Annotated in this window: 21 protein-coding genes; 13 read left to right on the forward strand and 8 right to left on the reverse strand. The window is 44.5% G+C overall.

Translation table 11 applies throughout. From position 1 onward, the window contains the following. Nucleotides 1-254: 254 nt before the first annotated feature. Nucleotides 255-905, reverse strand: coding sequence for a response regulator transcription factor (locus tag ACQCN2_RS11845; protein ID WP_426929122.1), 651 nt, complete (start codon nucleotides 903-905; stop codon nucleotides 255-257). Then, entirely contained in the window at nucleotides 906-2069 is a 1164-nt protein-coding gene (locus ACQCN2_RS11850; RefSeq protein ID WP_426929123.1) for a sensor histidine kinase, read from the reverse strand. A gap of 206 nt (nucleotides 2070-2275) precedes the next feature. On the opposite strand from ACQCN2_RS11850, the gene ACQCN2_RS11855 reads away from it, so the two are divergent. Further along, nucleotides 2276-3115, forward strand: a complete 840-nt coding sequence (locus ACQCN2_RS11855; protein WP_426929124.1) for a CPBP family intramembrane glutamic endopeptidase — start codon at nucleotides 2276-2278, stop codon at nucleotides 3113-3115. Nucleotides 3116-3164: 49 nt separating this feature from the next. Beyond that, entirely contained in the window at nucleotides 3165-3338 is a 174-nt protein-coding gene (locus ACQCN2_RS11860; protein WP_426929125.1) for a hypothetical protein, read from the forward strand. Here ACQCN2_RS11860 and ACQCN2_RS11865 read toward each other — a convergent pair whose 3' ends face one another. Both ACQCN2_RS11865 and ACQCN2_RS11870 read right to left on the reverse strand, forming a co-directional pair. Next, nucleotides 3339-3782 carry a hypothetical protein gene (locus ACQCN2_RS11865; RefSeq protein ID WP_426929126.1) on the reverse strand — a complete coding sequence of 148 codons (444 nt, stop codon included), beginning with the start codon at nucleotides 3780-3782 and terminating at the stop codon, nucleotides 3339-3341. A 597-nt stretch (nucleotides 3783-4379) separates the two neighbouring features. Then, a complete protein-coding gene (locus ACQCN2_RS11870; RefSeq protein WP_426929127.1) occupies nucleotides 4380-4841 on the reverse strand; it encodes a MarR family winged helix-turn-helix transcriptional regulator in 462 nt (153 codons plus the stop codon). Between the two features lie 143 nt (nucleotides 4842-4984). Between ACQCN2_RS11870 and ACQCN2_RS11875 the strand changes: the two genes are divergently transcribed. Next, nucleotides 4985-5410, forward strand: a complete 426-nt coding sequence (locus ACQCN2_RS11875; RefSeq protein ID WP_426929128.1) for a DoxX family protein — start codon at nucleotides 4985-4987, stop codon at nucleotides 5408-5410. Between the two features lie 189 nt (nucleotides 5411-5599). Here ACQCN2_RS11875 and ACQCN2_RS11880 read toward each other — a convergent pair whose 3' ends face one another. Both ACQCN2_RS11880 and ACQCN2_RS11885 read right to left on the reverse strand, forming a co-directional pair. Next, on the reverse strand, nucleotides 5600-6988 hold the full coding sequence (locus ACQCN2_RS11880; RefSeq protein WP_426929129.1) for a sensor histidine kinase: 1389 nt from the start codon (nucleotides 6986-6988) through the stop codon (nucleotides 5600-5602). A 2-nt stretch (nucleotides 6989-6990) separates the two neighbouring features. Continuing rightward, complete coding sequence (locus ACQCN2_RS11885; protein ID WP_426929130.1) at nucleotides 6991-7701, reverse strand: response regulator transcription factor; 711 nt, start codon at nucleotides 7699-7701, stop codon at nucleotides 6991-6993. Between the two features lie 155 nt (nucleotides 7702-7856). Here ACQCN2_RS11885 and ACQCN2_RS11890 point away from each other — a divergent pair, with 155 nt between their 5' ends. From ACQCN2_RS11890 to ACQCN2_RS11910, 5 genes are all read left to right on the forward strand, one after another. Then, entirely contained in the window at nucleotides 7857-8768 is a 912-nt protein-coding gene (locus tag ACQCN2_RS11890; RefSeq protein ID WP_426929131.1) for an ABC transporter ATP-binding protein, read from the forward strand. Beyond that, complete coding sequence (locus ACQCN2_RS11895) at nucleotides 8768-9523, forward strand: ABC transporter permease (protein WP_426929132.1); 756 nt, start codon at nucleotides 8768-8770, stop codon at nucleotides 9521-9523. The genes ACQCN2_RS11890 and ACQCN2_RS11895 overlap by 1 nt, the downstream gene beginning before the upstream one ends. Before the next feature lie 10 nt (nucleotides 9524-9533). After that, complete coding sequence (locus tag ACQCN2_RS11900) at nucleotides 9534-10265, forward strand: ABC transporter permease (RefSeq protein ID WP_426929133.1); 732 nt, start codon at nucleotides 9534-9536, stop codon at nucleotides 10263-10265. A 78-nt stretch (nucleotides 10266-10343) separates the two neighbouring features. After that, the gene (locus ACQCN2_RS11905; RefSeq protein WP_426929134.1) at nucleotides 10344-10562 is read left to right on the forward strand and encodes a hypothetical protein; all 219 of its coding nucleotides are present in this window, start codon (nucleotides 10344-10346) and stop codon (nucleotides 10560-10562) included. 271 nt (nucleotides 10563-10833) lie between these two features. Continuing rightward, complete coding sequence (locus tag ACQCN2_RS11910; protein WP_484479031.1) at nucleotides 10834-11286, forward strand: class I SAM-dependent methyltransferase; 453 nt, start codon at nucleotides 10834-10836, stop codon at nucleotides 11284-11286. Between the two features lie 99 nt (nucleotides 11287-11385). On the opposite strand, the gene ACQCN2_RS11915 is transcribed toward ACQCN2_RS11910, so the two are convergent. Beyond that, entirely contained in the window at nucleotides 11386-11694 is a 309-nt protein-coding gene (locus tag ACQCN2_RS11915) for a hypothetical protein (RefSeq protein WP_426929135.1), read from the reverse strand. 181 nt (nucleotides 11695-11875) lie between these two features. On the opposite strand from ACQCN2_RS11915, the gene pssA reads away from it, so the two are divergent. Then, nucleotides 11876-12367 (forward strand): CDP-diacylglycerol--serine O-phosphatidyltransferase, encoded by a 492-nt coding sequence (pssA, locus tag ACQCN2_RS11920; RefSeq protein ID WP_426929136.1) that lies wholly within the window; start codon nucleotides 11876-11878, stop codon nucleotides 12365-12367. 50 nt (nucleotides 12368-12417) lie between these two features. On the opposite strand, the gene ACQCN2_RS11925 is transcribed toward pssA, so the two are convergent. Further along, complete coding sequence (locus ACQCN2_RS11925; protein WP_426929137.1) at nucleotides 12418-14454, reverse strand: sigma-54 interaction domain-containing protein; 2037 nt, start codon at nucleotides 14452-14454, stop codon at nucleotides 12418-12420. Between the two features lie 246 nt (nucleotides 14455-14700). Here ACQCN2_RS11925 and ACQCN2_RS11930 point away from each other — a divergent pair, with 246 nt between their 5' ends. Genes ACQCN2_RS11930 through ACQCN2_RS11945 form a run of 4 tightly spaced genes read left to right on the forward strand, consistent with a single transcriptional unit; the run spans nucleotide 14701 to nucleotide 19859 of the window. Beyond that, nucleotides 14701-16314 carry a glutathione ABC transporter substrate-binding protein gene (locus tag ACQCN2_RS11930; protein ID WP_426929138.1) on the forward strand — a complete coding sequence of 538 codons (1614 nt, stop codon included), beginning with the start codon at nucleotides 14701-14703 and terminating at the stop codon, nucleotides 16312-16314. Between the two features lie 28 nt (nucleotides 16315-16342). Then, a complete protein-coding gene (gene nikB, locus ACQCN2_RS11935; protein WP_426929139.1) occupies nucleotides 16343-17263 on the forward strand; it encodes a nickel ABC transporter permease in 921 nt (306 codons plus the stop codon). Nucleotides 17264-17281: 18 nt separating this feature from the next. Continuing rightward, the gene (locus tag ACQCN2_RS11940) at nucleotides 17282-18880 is read left to right on the forward strand and encodes an ABC transporter permease (RefSeq protein WP_426929140.1); all 1599 of its coding nucleotides are present in this window, start codon (nucleotides 17282-17284) and stop codon (nucleotides 18878-18880) included. 10 nt (nucleotides 18881-18890) lie between these two features. Beyond that, entirely contained in the window at nucleotides 18891-19859 is a 969-nt protein-coding gene (locus ACQCN2_RS11945) for an ABC transporter ATP-binding protein (protein ID WP_426929141.1), read from the forward strand. The last annotated feature ends 1 nt before the right edge of the window (nucleotide 19860 follow it).

The following is a 19860-nucleotide window of genomic DNA, read 5'->3' on the forward strand; positions in this document are numbered from 1 at the left end:
ACACTGAATACTTAAAATATGAAGATAAAGAAAACCGCTACAGACAAGAAGGTTGGGGAAATATGCAATGAGGAAAAAAAGATGAAAAACCCAAAGCACTTTTTGCCTATCGGTTCAGTCGTTTTGCTACGTGAAGGTAAAAAAACCCACACCAAACCTTACATGGTGCGGGTTTACTCATTGTGTTTGGTTATCATTTTTGTGCTTTTTTTGTTATGTATCGAGGGCGATGGATGTTTTACAAAGCAAAAGAATCATTTCTCATTTGTTAAGTATAAAAGCAATTCCGTACGGCTATTCAGATTGAGCTTGTCTAGTATACGAGATACATAATTTTTTATGGTGCCTTCTGTCAGATAGAGAGCTTCGCTAATTGCTTTATTACTTTTGCCTAGCTTTATTTGATCGGTTACCTCTATTTCCCTAGGGGTCAGAAGTGAAGAGAGGTCTCTCTTTTCAGAGAGTTTACTAGTAGATGCATCTTTTATTTCGGGTAGGGCATTAATGATGATTGATGTGATTTGCGTAGGAAGCAGCAAATTCCCCTCACATGCGGCTCGGATTGATTTAATAATTTCTTTTGAGTTGGAATCTTTGAGTATATAGCCATCCGCGCCATTTTTCAGACAGCCAAAAATAAACTCATCTTCATCAAAAGTCGTGAGGATGATCACTTTCACATCTGGGTACTTCTCTTTTACAGCTTTTGTAGCTTCAATGCCGTCCATCACAGGCATTCTGATATCCATGAGAATGACATCAGGAAGTGCAATCTGTAACAAAGAGAGAAGTTCCTCTCCATTTGCCGCCTCACCTATGATGTTTATATCCTCGTAGAGGCTCATGATCATTTTTAAGCCTTCACGTACAATCGTCTGGTCATCGACAATGATGATATCAGTCATTTATAAGCTCTCCGCACTTGTGACGTAGGGGATTTCGGCGAGTACCGTAAAGCCCCGATTTTTTTCTGAACGAAAGCGAACAGTGCCTTTTATTTCCTCGATACGTTTTTCTATTCCGCGTAGGCCATGTGATTTTTGAATGTGACTGCACCCTGTGCCATCGTCATTCACGACGACTCGTATAATGCTTTCACATCTTGTCACTTCTATTTGAAAGGTTTGGGGACTGCCATGTTTTACGCCATTGGTTATAGCTTCCCGCACGGTTTTGAAAATGCCTTTTTTAATACTTGTAATGGCCTGCTCTACGTGATCATCAAAAATAAGTGAACATTGTATTCTCCCAGATAACTGGATGCTTTGTGCAAGTTCATTTAGTAATTTTTCCAAGCTTATGTTGCTATTCCAGATATCCTCATGCAGAATGGCAACGGCTTTGCGCAGGTCGAGCATGGAGTTTTGCATGATTCCCTGTGCTTTGTTCAGTGCTTCCTTAGACTTTAGGGGACTGGAATAGAGAGTATTTTCGGCAAATTCAAGATGCATACGAAGTGACACGAGCCCGTGCCCAATCGAATCATGAAGCTCCTGAGCAATTCTAGTCCGTTCCTTAACGATAGCCATCTCTTTCAAATCCTCCGAATAAGTCAGGAGTTGAACATTCGCTTCCTTTAATTGAGAGTTTAATTGTTGCACTTTTTCTTTCTCTAAGTTGTTCTGCCGGAACAAATAAACTACCAGCAGAATGGCAAGGTAGGTGAAAAGACCCTCTTCCAATCCGACCTGGAGAGTAGTTAATGTCCATACGTATACTAGAACATGCAAAGCCAACATGCTCATGGGAAAGACACCGCTGGTCAAAAACAGCTCTATTAGAGGAAAAATATAATAAACACTCGCTGCAGAACTGTTGAATTGATACATGTATAGACTAATGCCTACTATACTCGTAGACATGGAGAGATAGTAAAGTCCTCGATTTCTACTAAGCAGATGATAGCGATGTCTCCAGTAATCATTTGCTTGGATTAGCAGAATTCCGGCAGCAAAAAGGAGCTTTGTCGTATTTGAGAGGGTGTGACCTGAGAGAATGTCGACTTCCACAAGCAGGACAATAGCAAGCCGCAGGGCTACAACCATAATGAGCGCATTTCTGTTTTTCACACTGATCACATCCAAAAACTATTGTGTTACGACAAGATTATTGTAAACGATGCTAGGCTGCAACAGGAACAGTTTACGAAAGTCATATCCGAAATGATGACGAAAGTAATATCGAAAAGATTACGATCGTTTCTTTTAAGTGTCAAGCTCTAGGTTTTAGAATAGTGTGGTAACTGGATGAAAAGATAGGATCGGAGAGAACTCAAATGATGAGCAAGCTAGAATTTCAAAAACACGAAGCGCGATATTATATAGGTACAGTACTCCTAACCACTTGGCTTGTAACCATGCTCCTGTTTATCAATCCATCTGTTGGAATACGGTCATTTACCTTTCTTATGTTTATCCCGGCAATCATTGCGATCATTTTTATGAAAATCACCAATAGCAAACCCGCTCGATTCAAAAAAAGGTTGAATATGAAGTCACTTTTATTTGGTATTTTGTATCCGATTTTCTTTATTTTCCTCTGCGCTTTTATTTCCTATATAACGAATGTAGCAACGATTCATGTACAAAAAGGGCTGGATTTGAAAAGTATCATAACGATTATCGTTACGCTGTTTGTAAGTTTGTTTGCAGTTTGGGGAGAAGAGTACGGATGGCGGGGCTTCCTGTTGCCTAGACTCACAGAGCAATACGGAAAAACGAAGGCAACCATGATAGTGGGAATCGTTTGGGCTCTGTATCATGTACCTGCCGTGTATTTCTTGGCCAAAACGACGGGAATTGGTAATCCGTTATTACTATGTACGATCCAAGCTTGTGTGGTTTTTACGCTCAGTTTTGCTTTTTCCTACTGTTATTACTTATCAGGGAACTTACTGCCTGTTTTGCTGTTTCACTCAGTGTGGAATCTAGTGAATACTACGGTACTTGGCGATATTTACAAAAATGAGCAAGGAATTGTACAAGGGAATTTACTGTTTATCAACGCAGAAGGTATTCTAGGGCTGTGTTTGGGAGTGGTTTTCCTTTTCTATTTTCTAAAACAATTTAAAAAAGAGAATGTCATGCTCCATACATGTGAGGAGGGGAAGAAGTAGGATTGAAGCGAAGTTTACAGTGGCGTCAGACAGGAGGCTAGTACCGTACATGGGGGAGTCAGGGGAGCGGCGATCCTCCAGCATTTGGAACGTTGAGCCGGAGGGCACACCCGTTTCCAAAAACCAGAGGATCCCTGCCGATAAACTCGACAGGCTGCCCTACAAGCCTGATGAAAACGGTACAGATACGGATACGTTCGGATGGAGACATCAGACGGTATGATCAACTATTTTTTTGGCGAACTTTAAAATTCCCATAATCAATAACAACGATCTCCCCATTTTCATCTATGCGTAAGTTACGAGAAATTGGGTTACTCTTAAATTTTGAGATATCAAGAGGAATAATTCCATTTTCCTTAAATGCCACTCCCAGTTCGTAAAGTTTTTGCTTGAATTCTCTATCTTTCGGGAATTTTTGGGTATATTTTTTCATTTTCAGCCAACGATATTCATTCTCGTATTCGATAATTTCGGCAAGATGTTTTCTTACTGGAGATGGAGATGAATGATAGATTGTTACTTCTCTCGCGTTGACTTTAATCCCTCTTTTTGATCTAGCAACTTTCAAAACGTAGCCATCACCAAGGTCATAGACGATTCGAAACGCCCCCCTCCCGATTGCTTTCATCCCTTTAATTTGATTTTCAATGCTGTTTTCAGTCACAAGAAAACCACCTTGCGTAAGAAAGTTTTAATTTTTCCCTTATATGCTATGTTGAAATTTTACAGGGTGAATAGGTAATTTCATTATAATCAATCCTATTTATTGTCCTAATAATGGCAAATAGTTGAAAATCTATGACTTGGAATTTACTGAATGAGGAAATATTTCTTTTATTGGGATATATTTTCGTTTTCTATACTTCATAGAGATTTATTCCTTGGGGTGAGCAAAATTCGCTTGGGATTAGATTGAAGGGGGGAAGAGGCAGGAAACGGCAACTCAATCCGCAGGGGAATCAACAGTGGATGCAAGAAAAGGATTTGATTGTGCAAGTCCAAAGACGAAAGAGATGAATGCTAGAATCTACTTCAAATTTAGAAATTCATTCAATGCTTTTTCCATAATACCAACCGCTTTATCCATTTCTTTCTCAGATAAATGGGAGAAACCGAATAATCCACCAACCATACATACCGTCTCCTCCAATCAGATCCACAAATTCCACTTTGAAGATTATTGAACAAACAGCTGCCGCAGGGTGTTCTCTGTAACAGCTGTTTTTTGGTCCTTTTGTAGTCTGGATTTTCTAAAATACTCCTAATTCACCTCAACTGGCACGCCATCGTCGAAGCTCATTTTTTGCAAGATGGTACGTAATACTTCAAGTTCTTCAGTGGTTACTTTCGAAACGAAATGTTCCTGAATCCCTTTTGCATAAACGGGCCAAGCCTTTAAGAACTCTTTTTGTCCTTCTCTTGTCAGGACGGCGAAGGCACCTCGCCGGTCTGTGTCACTCCTTTCTCGAATAATGAGGTTCTCTCTTTCAAGTCGGTCAACTAAGCGGGTTAGGCCGCTCCTGCTCAAAACAACGGATTTGCCAATTTCGTTAATCCGTAGGCGCTTTCCAGGCGCTTCATATAAAGCAATTAATACATCGTAAGTTGAAAGGGGGACTCTTTTTTCAGAAGCCAAGTCCTGTTCAATCAAAGTAATCATTTGGGCATGAGCTTTTAAAAAAGTACGCCAAGCCTCTAATTGTTGAGGGGCTAATTTGTCCATGAACGGTTCATCTCCTTGAAATAAGCACCATGGTTTTACTATAGAACAAAATTGTTGACTAAGCAACAAATCACATGGTATTATTTTGTTGCTTGATCAAATGTTGACTGAGCAACAAAATAATATGACGGGAGAAGATGATCGTGAAAGGAAGAGTAACAGATATTGCTCATGCTGTTTTACGAATTTCATTAGGGTTCATTTTTGTTGCACATGGAATGTTCAAATATTCATGGGGGATGGGGAACCTGGCCGACTGGATGGCACAACAGGGTTTTCCGTTATCCGGCGTATTAGCTCCTCTTCAAACAGGGGTGGAGTTAGTAGGAGGGCTGCTGCTGATGCTTGGGATCGGTACGCGTTATATCTCCGCAATTTTTTCTTGCATTCTACTTGTGGTGCTTTTCAAGGTAAAGTTGTCAGTTGGTTTTATTGAGGCGAATGCGACCGGGCGTGAATTTGACTTTATTCTGCTTGTGGTCAGTCTTTTCGTTGCATTTACAGGAGAGAGCACTCATGATAAAGCGATAAAAAAGCGCTTTTCGCAGGAGACAGTTGGGAAAATGTAATCGTCTGTGAAAACCGGAGTAGAAGGGAGTAACTGATACAGTTTTAATAACGTGGATATAACTTGCCGAGGCGGATTGTGGATTTTAAATTCCACGACCCGCCTCCACCATACATAATAGAAACACCACTCGATTGAGTGGTGTATTTTGGTCGATGAAATCCTCATAATCATACAAACAAGAGAGCCATCATTCACGTTTTCCAACAGGCAACTCCATCTTCACATAAAACCCCTTCCCAACATCACTTGATAATACCAACGATCCATGATGCGCTTTGGCAATTCGTGCGGCCATCGGCAATCCTAGTCCATGCCCGTTAGCGCGGGGACGCTTTCTTGTGGAGGAGTAGGGGAGTTCAAGCAAATCTGGAAGCTCGTTTTGAGGGATCCCTTTCCCGTTATCCGATACGATCATCCGACAGACCTGATTACTTGGATCAAAAGAAGTTTGCACCTGGATGTGGCAACCATCCGGATTATGGTCGATGCTGTTTTGCAATAGATTGGTAATGGCGCGCAGCAGGAGTCGTTCATCCCCATTGATCTTTGAGCTTTCATCCAAAATTTCTACATCGATCACGAATGGCTCATCCAACCCGTTATTCAGCAGGTCGGACGCCGCTTGTCTGACGACCGCCGCCAGCCGTATCGGTTTCTTGCCTAGAGGCTGCATCTCGTATTCGAGCATGGAGACGAGATTTAAGTCGCTCACCAAGGAGCGCATACGTTCTGCCTGCTGCCGGATAACGCCAGCTTGCCGCCTATGCTCTGTGGGAACTTCGTCACTTTCTGCTATATCGCTCGCGTAGCCAAGCACCATGGAAAGCGGTGTGCGTATGTCGTGTGAGATGCCGGCAATCCAGTTGAAGCGGGCTTCGTCTCTGGTTTTCAAGGAATCGTTCTTCTTTCGCAAAAGTGCTGACGCGTGATTAATGCTTGTTGCGAGGTTTGCCAATATTCCTTTTGGTTCGATCATGACCGCTTTGTCTTCCGCAAGGGCTTGTATGCCATGAGTCAGCGGACGAATGGAGTGAATCAGTTTGGACCCGATCAAGAGTGACAAACCTAAGGCCAGGGCAATGTTTCCTACCAAAAGCCAGAACATCTTCAAGGGCAGGTTTTCGACCCATGCGACGGGCAGGACATGCTGATATTTGGCGAAGGTGCTTTTTGGATAGCCAACGACCACTAAGCCATCTTGATGCTCCCAGGTGAAAACAGGATAATCCATCAAGTAACTGCGCGAAAACTTTGCCACGTCTGATAGCGAATAGGTTCGCTCGATTTCAGTCGGTAGATGGAAATTCCATGTCACGTTTCCCTTGGTGTCAATGAGCATCGCCCACGCCTGATTTTCTTCCAGCAGCCTTTGAGAGCGAGAGTCCATAGTGTAAGAATCTGGTGTGCCTTGCAATCCCTCAGCAATGTTTTGCACAACGGTGGAGGGAGAGGAACCGTTGTTGATCCCGTTTCCTACCCAGACCGAAAGTACAATAAAATTAAGGACCAAAAGAGAAAGGGAGATAAGAATGGTCGAGTTAACAAAGCGCTTGATGATGCCGACAGTGCCTTCCATCCTTATTCCCCCTTCACGATGAGCTTGTAGCCTAGTCCCCGAACGGTTACAAGATATTCGGGTTGAGAGGGATTGGCTTCAATCTTCTCACGGATACGGCGGATGTGTACCATTAGCGTATTTTCATATCCGTCATAATCATCGCCCCATGCTGCCTGGCAGAGGGCATCACTGGTTACAATGCGATTTTGGTTTTCGTAAAATTTGGAAAGTAAGGCAAGCTCCTTTGCTGTCAAAGGGGATTCGTTGTCTCCATTCATGACGGTCCCAGACTCCAAATCAATGACGCGTGTACCCAACTGAAACACCGGGCGTTTTTCCTGCGTGTGGGGAATATATACCCTTCGCAAAATAGCCGTCAAACGCAAAACAAGCTCCCTCGGCAAGAATGGCTTCACCATGTAATCATCCGCCCCAAGCCCCAACCCCAAGATGCGGTCTTCATCTTGCCCTCTCGCAGATAGGAATAGGACAGGCATGTTAGAAATTTGACGCAATGATTGAAGCAGGGAAAAGCCATCGCCATCCGGCAGCATGACATCCAGAATAGCAAGGTCAGGCATTATCGAACGGCAAAGCTCTATAGCCTCCCCGCAATTGGACGCTTGATAAATGCGCATAAACCCTTCCTTGCGCAGAAATCGATCCACCATATTCCGTATTTCAGGCTCATCATCCACAATGAGGAGCTTTTTATTTTTTAATTCTTCCATAACCCATCACCTATCTTAACTATAGCGATTTTTCATCGATGTACATGTCTTTTTCGCAAATTTAAGGCTGGTGTAAGGTCATTTTCAGGTTGATGAAAGAACGCTTTGCCATACTTGGGTTGTAAAGATTCCTGTCAAATACAACGGAGGTATGTATGAATCCAATCATTTCTACCCATAAACTATCGAAACGGTACGGAGATGCCTTATGTGTAAAGGACGTCGATCTATCCGTGTGCGAAGGGGAGATTTACGGTTTCCTGGGTCCTAACGGTGCTGGTAAATCGACTACCTTGAAAATGATTTTGGGGCTTGTCCGGCCCACGAATGGCCAAGTAGAGGTCTTTGGGAAGGACTTTCAAGCAAACCGCCAATTCGTATTAAGCAAGGTTGGGTCACTGATTGAATCGCCATCGTATTATGGACATCTAACAGGGCTGGAGAATATGCGTGTGGTGCAAAAGCTTTGGGATGTCCCTAATAAAAACATAACGGAGGCACTGAAAATCGTCCGGCTGGAAAACCACAAGGATAAAAAAGTAGCCCAGTACTCCTTGGGAATGAAGCAGCGATTAGGGATCGCTATGGCCATGCTCGCGTTTCCGAAACTGCTGATTCTGGATGAACCGACGAACGGCCTGGACCCTGCAGGTATCGGAGAGATTCGCGAGCTGATCAAAACGTTGCCGAAGCGTTACGGGATGACAATCCTGCTGTCCAGTCACCTGCTTTCCGAAATCGAGCAGATCGCAACCTCGGTAGGCATTATCAACCATGGACAAATGCTTTTTCAAGGAAGCATGGATGAGTTGCAGCTCAAAAGCAGACCCCAAATCGTGATCAAGACGCAGAACAACCTCTCGGCAATGGAAGTGCTCGTTCGAAAAGGATTTTTCGCCAGACACGAGGAGGATACTCTCATATTTGAAAATCTCACGGATTCACAGGTGGCGCAGATGAACAGAAGCTTGATTGCAGCTAATATCGATGTGCTGCGCATTGAGGAGCATAAGCGGAGCTTGGAGAACATTTTCCTTGCTATAACGGGAAAGGGGAACAGTCTGTAATGAGAGCGATCCGGCTTGAATTCTATAAACTGCGCCGTAAACACTTGTGGCTGATGACCGCTTTGTTCCTTTGCGTAGAGCTTGCTTGGGCGTTTATGGCAGCCAGCATGTCCTTTTCCCGCAATCCTGATAACGCTGGATGGGAGACGATCATTGCCTTACTGTCCACGATGAATGGATTGTTTTTGCCCATCCTTTCGGCAATTATTGTATCCCGCATTTGCGATATGGAGCACAAGGGAAATACGTGGAAGCTGCTGCTGTCCATTTCCGTCAAGCCTGGACAACTCTATGCAGCCAAGTATGGTTGCGCGTCTGTGCTTATGCTTTGTGCCTGCATATTCCAAGTAGTAGCGATTGTTGCTTTTGGAAAAATGAACGCTTTTCTTCAACCTGTCCCCATCTTGCTGTTGGTTCAATTCCTCGTCGGAACAACGGTAACCAATTTGGTCGTCATCGCCTTGCAGCAATGGATATCCACAGCGGTGAAAAATCAGGCTTTTGCGCTCTGTCTTGGCATGCTTGGCGGCTTTATCGGCATGGTGGGCGATTTGTTTCCCTTATCCGTAAGGCGATTTTTGGTGTGGTCTTACTATACGGGATTAAGTCCCATTACCCAGCAGTATACAAGCGACAAGATTCACTTCTTCGTAAGGGAGATCAGCGCATCTCTGCCTGTGGCAGGAATATTGATGGCCGTTGCGATCACTATTTTTTTGGCTGGACGTAAGTTTGTTTCCAGACTGGAAGTATAGGGGGATATCGATGTTAAAACAGTGTATTTTAGCAGAGTGGGAAAAAATGCGACACTCCCATCTATGGATGGTGTTGATGATTCTGCCTCTGGTGAGTGTCTTCATTGGTTGTGCCAATTTCCTCATGAATCAAGGGACGCTCCAAAAGGAATGGTACAGCTTATGGTCGCAGGTCGGACTGTTCTATGGGGAGTTTTTCTTTCCTATTCTGATTGCCATCATCTGTTCGTTTCAATGCCGATTGGAGCATCAAAACAAGAACTGGAATATGGTCATGACCGCACCTGTATCCGTTGCTTCTATTTTCTTAGCCAAACTGGTGGTAGTAGCCGTCCTGCTGGCGATGGTGCAAGGTTTCTTTTTCTTCCTATATGTTTGCGGGGGGAAGCTGGTAGGTTTGCAGGCTTCACTTCCGGGAGAATGGCCAGGTTGGCTGTTTCGCGGCTGGATCGCAGCCATTACGATCAGTGTTTTTCAACTGGCGATCTCCATGCGTATCCGTAGTTTTGCGGCGCCTGTTGGAATCGGCTTGTGTGCCACGTTTTTCGGATTGGGCATGTATGTGATGCACGCGAGCTTGTTTTTCCCTCATTCGCTCTTAACCTCTGGAATGGGAGTGTTGAGTCAAGAGGGACTTACAGCAGGTTCCAGTGTTGTATTTTACATGATGAATCTGTTGTACATGGTGGTCATTAGTGCAGGAGTCATCTATCAGTTGCGAAAAAGAGATGTGGTCGCTTAACCTGGTCGCAGAATCTAGCGGCTTGATGGCGGAGGGCCAGCCTTCTTCTTCACGCCGGACAAAAAGTATTCAAAGCTCGTGCTGAAAATCGCCGCAATTGACGGAACCTTGAAAGATGTTAAAATCTCTGACCTGGATCAAAATGCGCTGCTGAAAGATGTAGGCACCATTACTCCGGAAGAAGGAATGAAAGAGATTGTCGTCGATATTGGCGGTGTGAAGACGGTTGCGATTAACCTTCTGGTCGACAAAGATGCGGGCTATATGGTTCCGCTCATCGATTCGTACTATAAATAAGAGCGGGAAAGACACCACACGCGGGTGTCTTTTTTTTGCCCAAAAACGGTAGACGAAAACCACACATTTTGCGATCCTTCATCCAATTTTCATCGAAGTTTGTTACCCTCCTTATAAAATTCGAATATCGTATGAAAAGGGGGTTACAAAGTAAATGCAACTAACACGATCGTTGTTGTTCCAAAGGCTTTTGTTTTTGTATAAATTTGTTCAGTCTCCAAGAACAGTTGGTAGCATTACCCCCAGTTCGATTTATCTTACGAACGAAATGATGAAACATGTGGATTGGAATAATTCCGATACCATTGTGGAACTTGGAGCTGGATTGGGATGTTTTACGAGCCAAATACAAAAATTGAAATCACCGACGAGTAAAGCCCTTATTTTTGAATTAGACCCGGGTATGAGAAGTCATCTTCAGGAGAAGTTTTCGGACTTCCATTATTATTCAGACGCAACGACTCTTTCTTTGGCTATGAGAGAGCATGGACTTACTCAGGTGGATTGTATTGTGTCCGGGTTACCTTTTTCAAACTTTAGTAACGAGCTACGAGAACGAATTATCGATCAGGTAATAGAGTCCTTGAAACCTGGGGGAGTTTTCATTACATTTCAATATTCGCTTCAGATGAAAAAATATTTAACGAGCATTTTTAATGAGGTGCACATATCTTTAGTCCCGTTGAATGTACCGCCGGCATTTGTTTATTGTTGCAGGAAGTAAATAATAGGGGAAAAGGCGGATTGAGGACTCGAACGGCCTCAAGCCACCTCTACCATACATAAAAAAATGCACCCCTTTTGGGTGCTTTTTTTAAAACTTTCACATGTTGTAATTCTTTCGAAATTGCTGGCTCAACGAACGAATGACCCTGTCCGGTTCTACTTTCTCTTCCATTTCATTTCCCATTTTGACGATGGTAATTTTAATAGGGTCACGCTGATTGTGGTCCATAAAGATTAATTCTTCAGGATCATGCAATTCAACCTGATAACCACTATTCAATAAGAACTTTTGAATTTGCTCTACTGTCGGTGTTTGATTTTCTTCGGTTATAATGATCCCCTTCAGGTTTCGTTCTTCCCCTTTTTCGTTCAGGTGGTCTACTCGAAACAAAAAGTTCCATTCCATAAAAGTCGTCTGCACCTCCAGGATTTATGTTGGCATCATGTAGTTTCTTACTTTTCCCAGTTGTTCAATTCATTAACCAGAAGGGCCGTGGCAGATTGTAGAATAGTCCAGTGCATAATAGAGAGAATATACATAAGATGCAATTCCTGGACTTTATCGTTGTGGAAAGGTGGACTTCCGATTGTCCTCTAGACTTGTCAAATGGTTGCCTAATTTATTTACAATGGGAAATTTATTATGTGGTCTATTCTCGATTACCTTTATGATGAGTGGGTATTTGCGAATGGCTGCTTTGCTTATCTTTTTAGCCGCTTTTCTCGACTTATTCGACGGAAGAATTGCGCGAAAATTAAAAGTGAATAGCGAGTTGGGAGTTGAATTGGACTCGCTCGCGGATGTGGTCAGTTTCGGAATTGCTCCTGCCTTGCTTTTTCGAATACTAGCTCCGCATTCTTTCCTACCCTCGATTGCGTTTGTTCTGTATCCGGCAATGGGAGCCTTGCGATTAGCGAGATTTAACGCGAAACCGACAATCGGGTACTTTATGGGGATACCCATTACCTTCGCAGGGCTTACCATGGCGGGGATGGGGTTATTTCTTTATAGCAATACTTTCGTAACCATTTTGCTCGCCATATTGATGGTGAGTCCGATACGCATTAGAAAATTATAAAAAGAGTAGGGGATAGACGCTAACTCGGGTGAACAGGGGGTACCACACTTTCATTGGAGCATTCGTAACCCGAGCTGCGTCAATTTTGTCCCGAATCTTCCACGATTTTTTACAATATACCCGCGGGTTGCCAGTACGTCCAATCGACTTCTGATTTGCTGCTCGGTGAGAGGGCGTTTACAGCCGCTGCCCATTTCCGTTATTTTTCTACGGTTTGCCGTCTCGCCTTTTTCAGATATGGCATGAATGATTTGCAGGATTTGCAACAACTCTTCTTCTTCCTCAGGAATAACAGAGGTGTCGGCGTAAGTAAATTTTGGTAAGCTTTTAAATGTTTCGCTTCTTTGCAGAAAGGTGCTTTCGCTTGGAATATCCTCCGGCGTAATCGTGTTATCTTCACATACGGCAAGCATATAATCAATCGTGTTTTTTAACTCTCTTACGTTTCCGAACCACTGGAATGAACAGAGTTTTTGGACGACCTCCGGCAAGATGGCGACGTGGGGCCGACCACTTTGACGGATAAAGTTCTGGATCAAAAGCGGGATGTCATCCATGCGATTCCGTAATTCCGGCAGTTCAACAAAAAGCACCCGCAAACGGTGGTACAAATCTTCTCTGAATTTCCCTTGCTCAATCATTGTGAGCAAGTTCTTGTTGGTAGCGGCAATAATCCGGACATCAATCGGGATGATTTTACTTCCGCCGATGCGCATGATCTCTTTTTCCTGAAGAACTCGCAGTAACCTCGCTTGCAGCTTCATACTGCTGTCTCCAATCTCATCCAAAAAAATGGTTCCACCATTCGCTTGCTCAAATAATCCGACCTTTCCTCCCTTTTTGGCACCTGTAAAGGCTCCGTCTTCATACCCGAATAATTCGCTTTCCATCAAGTCTTCCGAAATGGCGCTAAAATTCACCGCTAGGAATGGCCCCTTTTCACGCGAGGAAGCGTTATGGATGGCACTGGCGAACAACTCTTTGCCCGTTCCGCTTTCCCCTTGAATCAGAATCGTCAGGTCTGTTTTTGCAAGCTTTTTCATGATCGCTTTTGTGTCAGTGATGGCTTTGCTGTCCCCGATGATGTCTCCCAACGTGTATTTGGCCACATATCCTTTCTTTTTTAATTCAATGCGCAGTGATTTTTCCATTTCAATCGTTTTTCGGGCATTTTTGAATGTAGCCACGATCGATTGGTCTCCATTCAGAGGGAAGCGATGAACAACGGCCTCGACCTGACCAAAGGTAAACCAGCTGTCTTCTTCACGGGAGGGATCAAGTAAGAAGTGGGTCAGCTCGGGATTGTCGATGATATCATTAAGTTTTCTGCCGATGACTCGTTTGGGTGTCATGTTCAACAGATGGCCTAACTCCTCATTAAACACGGTGATGAATCCGTCTTGATTGATGCCGAGAATCCCATCGTTTACGCCGTCCAAGACTTCATTGAGATGTTTGTTCAGGTTATTGGCATTCTGATTGGCATCAGCCAACCGTTTGCCTAATTGGATGATTTTGCGCAAGTATCGCTGAGAGATGATATTGCCTGGTTCATTCAGCTGGAAGTGATCCAGGATTTGATTGATTGTGGAAATATCCATCAGACGTGGCCCGATGTTTACCACTTCTTTAACGTGCTCCGGGATTAATTCCAAAGCACCGGGTGTAATGGCGATATCGATTTTTAAAGAATTTTGAATGCCGGGATAGAACGCTGTGTAATAGATGTGATCAATACCTAATTTCTTGAGAGATTCAATTGATTCCATACAGGTTTCCCAAGAATCGTTGATGTACAGAATGTTCGTGCCTGCGGGCAAACATAATAACTTGTCGATATTTTCGTAGTTGATAATTCGTTTCGCGATGATTATTTTGCAGTCTGTGCCGATGCATTCTTTTACTTTTGGCTCATCCATCACGAGCTGATGGGACACGATCACGAGTTGATTGTTTATTTTTTCAGGGAGTTCTTCTTCCGACGAATAACTAGTGATCCGTACGTAACCATCCATGATATCTTGAAGCTGGTTAATCAGCGCTGTTCTTGTGTCTTGACTACCAGCTATCAAAACAAATTCATTCATATCGAATTTGTCCTCCCTTTTTGGTGGTTTTGGGTGAATTTGGTGGAATTAGCAAAATCAAATAACCGAATATTCTTAATAGTAAACTAAATGTCACCTGGTTGCACGAAGAAACATGGATAAAAGCTAGAAAAATAGCCAAAACACGCAACGTCAGCAGCGTGGACTGCTGACGATCTATTTGGCATAGATCGTGCTTTACAGAAGAGCAGATTCATTCATACGTAAAAAGGGGAGAGGTTTCGCTTGAGAAAAAGGATAAAGTGGGTTTCGACGTCGTTCACATTATTGCTGATTGCCGCTACAATAGCGGGCTGTTCCACCAATCCCGGTCAAGTGCCGGCAGCTAAAACGGACACAACGCAAAGCACAGAAACGACACAGACAACCAAAACCGAACAAAAGGGAGAGTTAACCGTGGCGCTTGAAGCGGAGGCGACTTCTCTCGATCCTTGGAATTCTACGGATAGCAATACGCTTCACATCCTGTCCACGATGTTCGAGGGCTTGCTGAAGCTTAATGATGACGGGGAGATAGAGCCTGTTCTTGCAACCGATTACAAGCTTAGCCAGGATGCTACTTCCTTGACATTCCATTTACGCAAGGATGTTGTTTTTCACGATGGGACACCGTTTAACGCGGATGTGGTGAAAAAGAACCTTGATTATGTACGGAACAAGGAGAATGGAATGGCACGAGCCAGCTTCTTCGCATTTATCAAGGAAATAACCGAGACAGATCCTTATACCGTAACCATCACATCCCAAGAACCGGATTCCGCGATGGTTGCTTATATGGCCCATCCTTCAGCCAGTTTCAAATCGTTGAAGGAGCTGCAAAAGAAGTTGGATGATCCCAAGTACAATTTGGACCGTAACCCGGTGGGAACAGGGCCTTATCAATTCAGTGAATGGAAGAATGGGCAGTATGTGAAGGTAGTGCCTTTTGATAAGTATTGGAACAAGGACAACCAGGCCAAACTCTCGGCCATCCTGTTCAAACCGGTAACGGAGGCCAGCACGAGAGTGAATATGCTCCAAGCGGGCGAGGTCGACATTGTGACCAGCCTCCCCACGCTGGATGCGAAAAAGTTGGAGTCCGGTCAGGACGTTGATGTGTTTTCCGCTCCGTCGCTGAATGTGCTTTATGTAGGAATCAATACAAAGCTTGATAAATACAAAGACAAACGAGTACGTCAAGCCATGAACTATGCGATGAACAAGGAACAATTGATCAGTCAGGTTGCCGATGGTTATGGAACGGTTGCTGATTCACCGCTATCGCCATTGGTCAAAGGCTATACCAAACAATCAAGCTATGCATATAACGTGGACAAGGCGAAACAAATGTTGGCGGAAGCGGGATATCCGAATGGATTTACGGCAACGCTGTGGACGCGAAACACAACGGAATTCGTCGCGATTGCCGAAAACGTGAAAATGCAGTTGCAAAACATTGGGATCAAGGTGGAAGTTCAAGCTTACGAAAGCGGTACCTTGTTTGGAAAATTGGATTCCGGTCAGGGGACAGATCTATTTATCGGGCGATGGGGAACCGGGACTGCCGAGGCAGATTGGGGGCTGCGACCGAACTTTGCTTCCGACCGAGTTCCGCCCAACTATAACAATTCCGGCTTCTATATCAACAAACAGGTGGATCAGTTGTTGAATGACGCTCTCAAGGCAACAGACAAAAATGTGTCCCAGCAAAAGTATGACGAAGCGCAAAAGGTCATCATGGATGACGCGCCGTGGATTTTCTTATACACCCCGGATGTCTTGGTCGCCAAGCGAAAAAATGTATCAGATGTATCGGTCACGCTCGACACTGTCCGCCTCAATCAGGCTTACAAAAAATAGAGAAGTCCTAGAGGAGAAGGTGTAGAAATTGGTTAGATATATTCTGAGGCGAGTGTTGGGAATGATCCCGATTTTAGTTGTTGTAACCATCATTTCTTTCTTGTTCGTCCATTTAACTCCCGGGGATCCGATTCGCATCATGTACGGGGCGGAGATGGATCAGGCAACCTATGAAAAAGTAAAAGAGAAGATGGGTTTCAACGATCCATTGTACGTGCAGTATGGACGCTACATGAGTCACATCGTCGCCGGCGATTTTGGTGTTTCCTATAAAACGAAGTCGAATGTGTCTGAAGAAATCGGCAGACGCTTCTTATTTACAATGGGTCTTACTTTCGCCAGCATGGTTTGGGCGTTGGTGATTGGATTGCTTGTAGGAATCTATTCGGCAGCCAGACGCAAGTCATTTTGGGATCGGGTAGGGATCATTTCGACCACAACGATCATCAGCATTCCTGAATTTTGGTTTGGGCTCATGCTCATGCAGATTTTTGCCGTTCAATTGGGTTGGTTTCCCACAAGCGGGAGTGGCAGCGTGAAGCATCTCATCTTGCCTTCGATCACTCTGGGCTTCGGGGTTGCTGCGATCATTGCCCGATTTACCCGTTCTAGCGTGCTTGAGGTGTTGCAAGAGGATTTTGTTCGAACCGCCCGGGCAAAAGGACAGCGGGAATCGGTCATTATTTGGACGCATGTCCTGAGAAACGCGTTGATACCCGTAATCACCATGACAGGGCTTCAGTTTGGGTTTTTGCTGGGGGGAGCGGTTGTCGTTGAGCAGGTTTTTGCTTGGCCGGGTCTGGGTTCGTATCTGATTGATTCCGTCCTCTCCCGTGATTACCCTGTGATGCAGGCTCTGATTTTACTCTTTTCGATCCAATTTCTCATTGTCAATCTGCTGGTTGATGTCAGTTACAGCCTGGTCAATCCGCAAATTCGCTATGAATAACCAAGAGGAGCAGAACGCATGAAAAGCCAGATATACGAAGAACCCTCTACTAGTCGGACGCAAGCCCCGATACTGCGACAAAAGGAAAGGAAGGATTGCTCTCCTTTTCAGTTATTCCTGGGCAAATTCAAGAAACAACGAACGGCTGTATTTGCCTTTTGGATGCTGATCGGGATTTTCACGCTTGGGCTAATTGGCCCTTGGATCACTCCGTATGACCCCAATCGGCCTGTGAACGAACAGTATGCTGAAAAGGGAATGGATCTTTCGAAACAAACCTCCGGTGTCGTAAGCGTCATGGAGATCATGAGTGATGGGACGCAGCGCGTTGTTTCAGATGTAGCCGCACAAAGCATGAATCGTCTCATTACCTCCGTCAAGGAAACTGGAAAGGACATCAGCATAACGCCAACCGGACACGGAAGTACCTCGATCGTGATTTCAAAAGGGGATGTTTCCACTCGCATCAAAGTGGAAGTTTCTGCTGATGATTCTACTCCGGTATTAACCCAGCTGCTTTTGAGTAGTCCTTCAAGCAAAATAAACAAGGGAGATAACTTTCAAATTGGCGTGCAGGCACTGTTGTCGAATGGTAAGAAGCTGAATGGCTTGGATGAAATACGCCGGTTCATTGCCGCATCTCCAGCCGATAGTTCGACTCAGTCAAATGCTGGTAACGGATTTCTTTCGGGAAAGAAGAAAACAAATGATTCGCAATTGCTATTCCAATCGCTGAATGGCGAAGTGCTTCAAGTCAATCAAGAGGGCGTGATGACTGCCCTTGCGAAAGGAATTGGGGAAGTAAAGGTTTCTCTTGGTCCGGTTACCTCAGTTCTTCCCGTTGCAGTTGAGACTGACATAAAGGAACCCGTATTGATTCAATTAGTGCCCAGTCAAGCGGAGATTTCCTTGCGAGACAGCAGTAAGCATCAACCTCCATCTACGCTACATTGGTTTGGGACCGATCATCAAAATCGGGATATTTTCAGCCGTGTTCTGGCCGGAACGAGAGAAACACTCTTCATTGGATTTGTATCGGTCGGCTTCGGAGCTGTAATCGGAACCTTACTCGGTCTTATCGCCGGTTACTACGGAAGGTGGATTGATTCACTCATCACTCGATTTACAGATATTCTGCTTGCCTTTCCGGGGATTCTTCTTGCGATTGCTGTAATTGCGGTACTTGGAGCGGGCATGGTTAATATTATTTTCGCAGTCGCTGTATTTACAATTCCTATTTTTATTCGCATTGTCAGGGGCAGTACGTTATCACTAAAGCAAATGACCTATGTGGAGGCGGCAAAATCAATTGGTGTCAGGGATTTTGTCATTATCGTGCGGCATATTTTGCCCGGTATGTTTCCTGTTGTGATAGTGTACCTGACCATGCGGATAGGTACTGCGATCCTTCTTGGTGCCGCTTTAAGCTTTCTTGGTCTGGGCGGAGATATTACCGCACCGGAATGGGGTGCCATGCTAAGCGCAGCGAAAGATAACAGCCGGGGCATTTTTTACCCGACCTTTTTTCCGGGGATCGCCATTGTTTTGACGGTCGTAAGCTTTAATCTCCTTGGTGACGGATTGCGGGACACCTTGGACCCCAAACTTAAGGATTAGGAGTACGAGGATGAGACAGCCCATTTTAGAAGTCAACCAGCTAAAGGTGAATTTTCAAAAGGATCAGGAAGACGTTACGGTGGTAAATGGCGTTTCCTTTGTCATATATGAGGGAGAAACGTTAGGAATTGTAGGGGAGTCGGGATGTGGAAAAAGTATTACCTCGCTATCGATTATGCGGCTGATACCGAGCCCTCCCGGTCGAATTGCCTCAGGGCAAATCTTGTACAACGGGAAAGATTTGACTCAACTGACAGATGACCAGATGAGGGAAGTGCGCGGGAATGAAATCTCGATGATTTTTCAAGAGCCCATGACCTCCTTAAACCCGGTATTCACTATCGGTCGACAAATTGATGAAATTATCCAGCTTCATACGAATGCCTCCAAGCGTGAAGCGAAAAAAAGCTCAATCGAGATGCTTAAGAGAGTCGGGATCTCAAGAGCGGAACAAATCTATCAAAGCTACCCTTTTGAACTATCAGGGGGAATGAGGCAAAGGGTGATGATTGCAATCGGAATGGCTTGCCAGCCTAATTTGCTGATTGCCGATGAGCCCACAACCGCACTTGATGTAACGATTCAATTGCAAATCTTGGATCTGATGAGGAACCTTCAGAAAAAGGAAAAGACCGCCATCCTGTTGATCACGCATGATCTAGGTGTGGTTGCGGAGATGTGTGATCGGGTCATTGTGATGTATTCGGGTGAGATCGTGGAAGAGGCTGATGTAGACACTTTATTCCATAATCCCAAGCATCCCTACACAAATGGTCTGCTTCAATCGATACCTTCCGCCGAGGAAAAGAAAAGCCGCTTGTATTCAATCAAGGGGCAAGTGCCACCAGCAGGAACGATTAATCGGGGATGTAGATTTGCGGGCAGATGTGAACATGCGTTCGATCGCTGTTGGGAAGATGACCCTAAGCTCATCCAGATTGAAGAGAAACATGGTTGTCGTTGTTGGCTATTTGCGTAAA

Source organism: Brevibacillus ginsengisoli, from assembly GCF_050113715.1.
Classification (GTDB): Bacteria; Bacillota; Bacilli; order Brevibacillales; family Brevibacillaceae; genus Brevibacillus_H; species Brevibacillus_H ginsengisoli.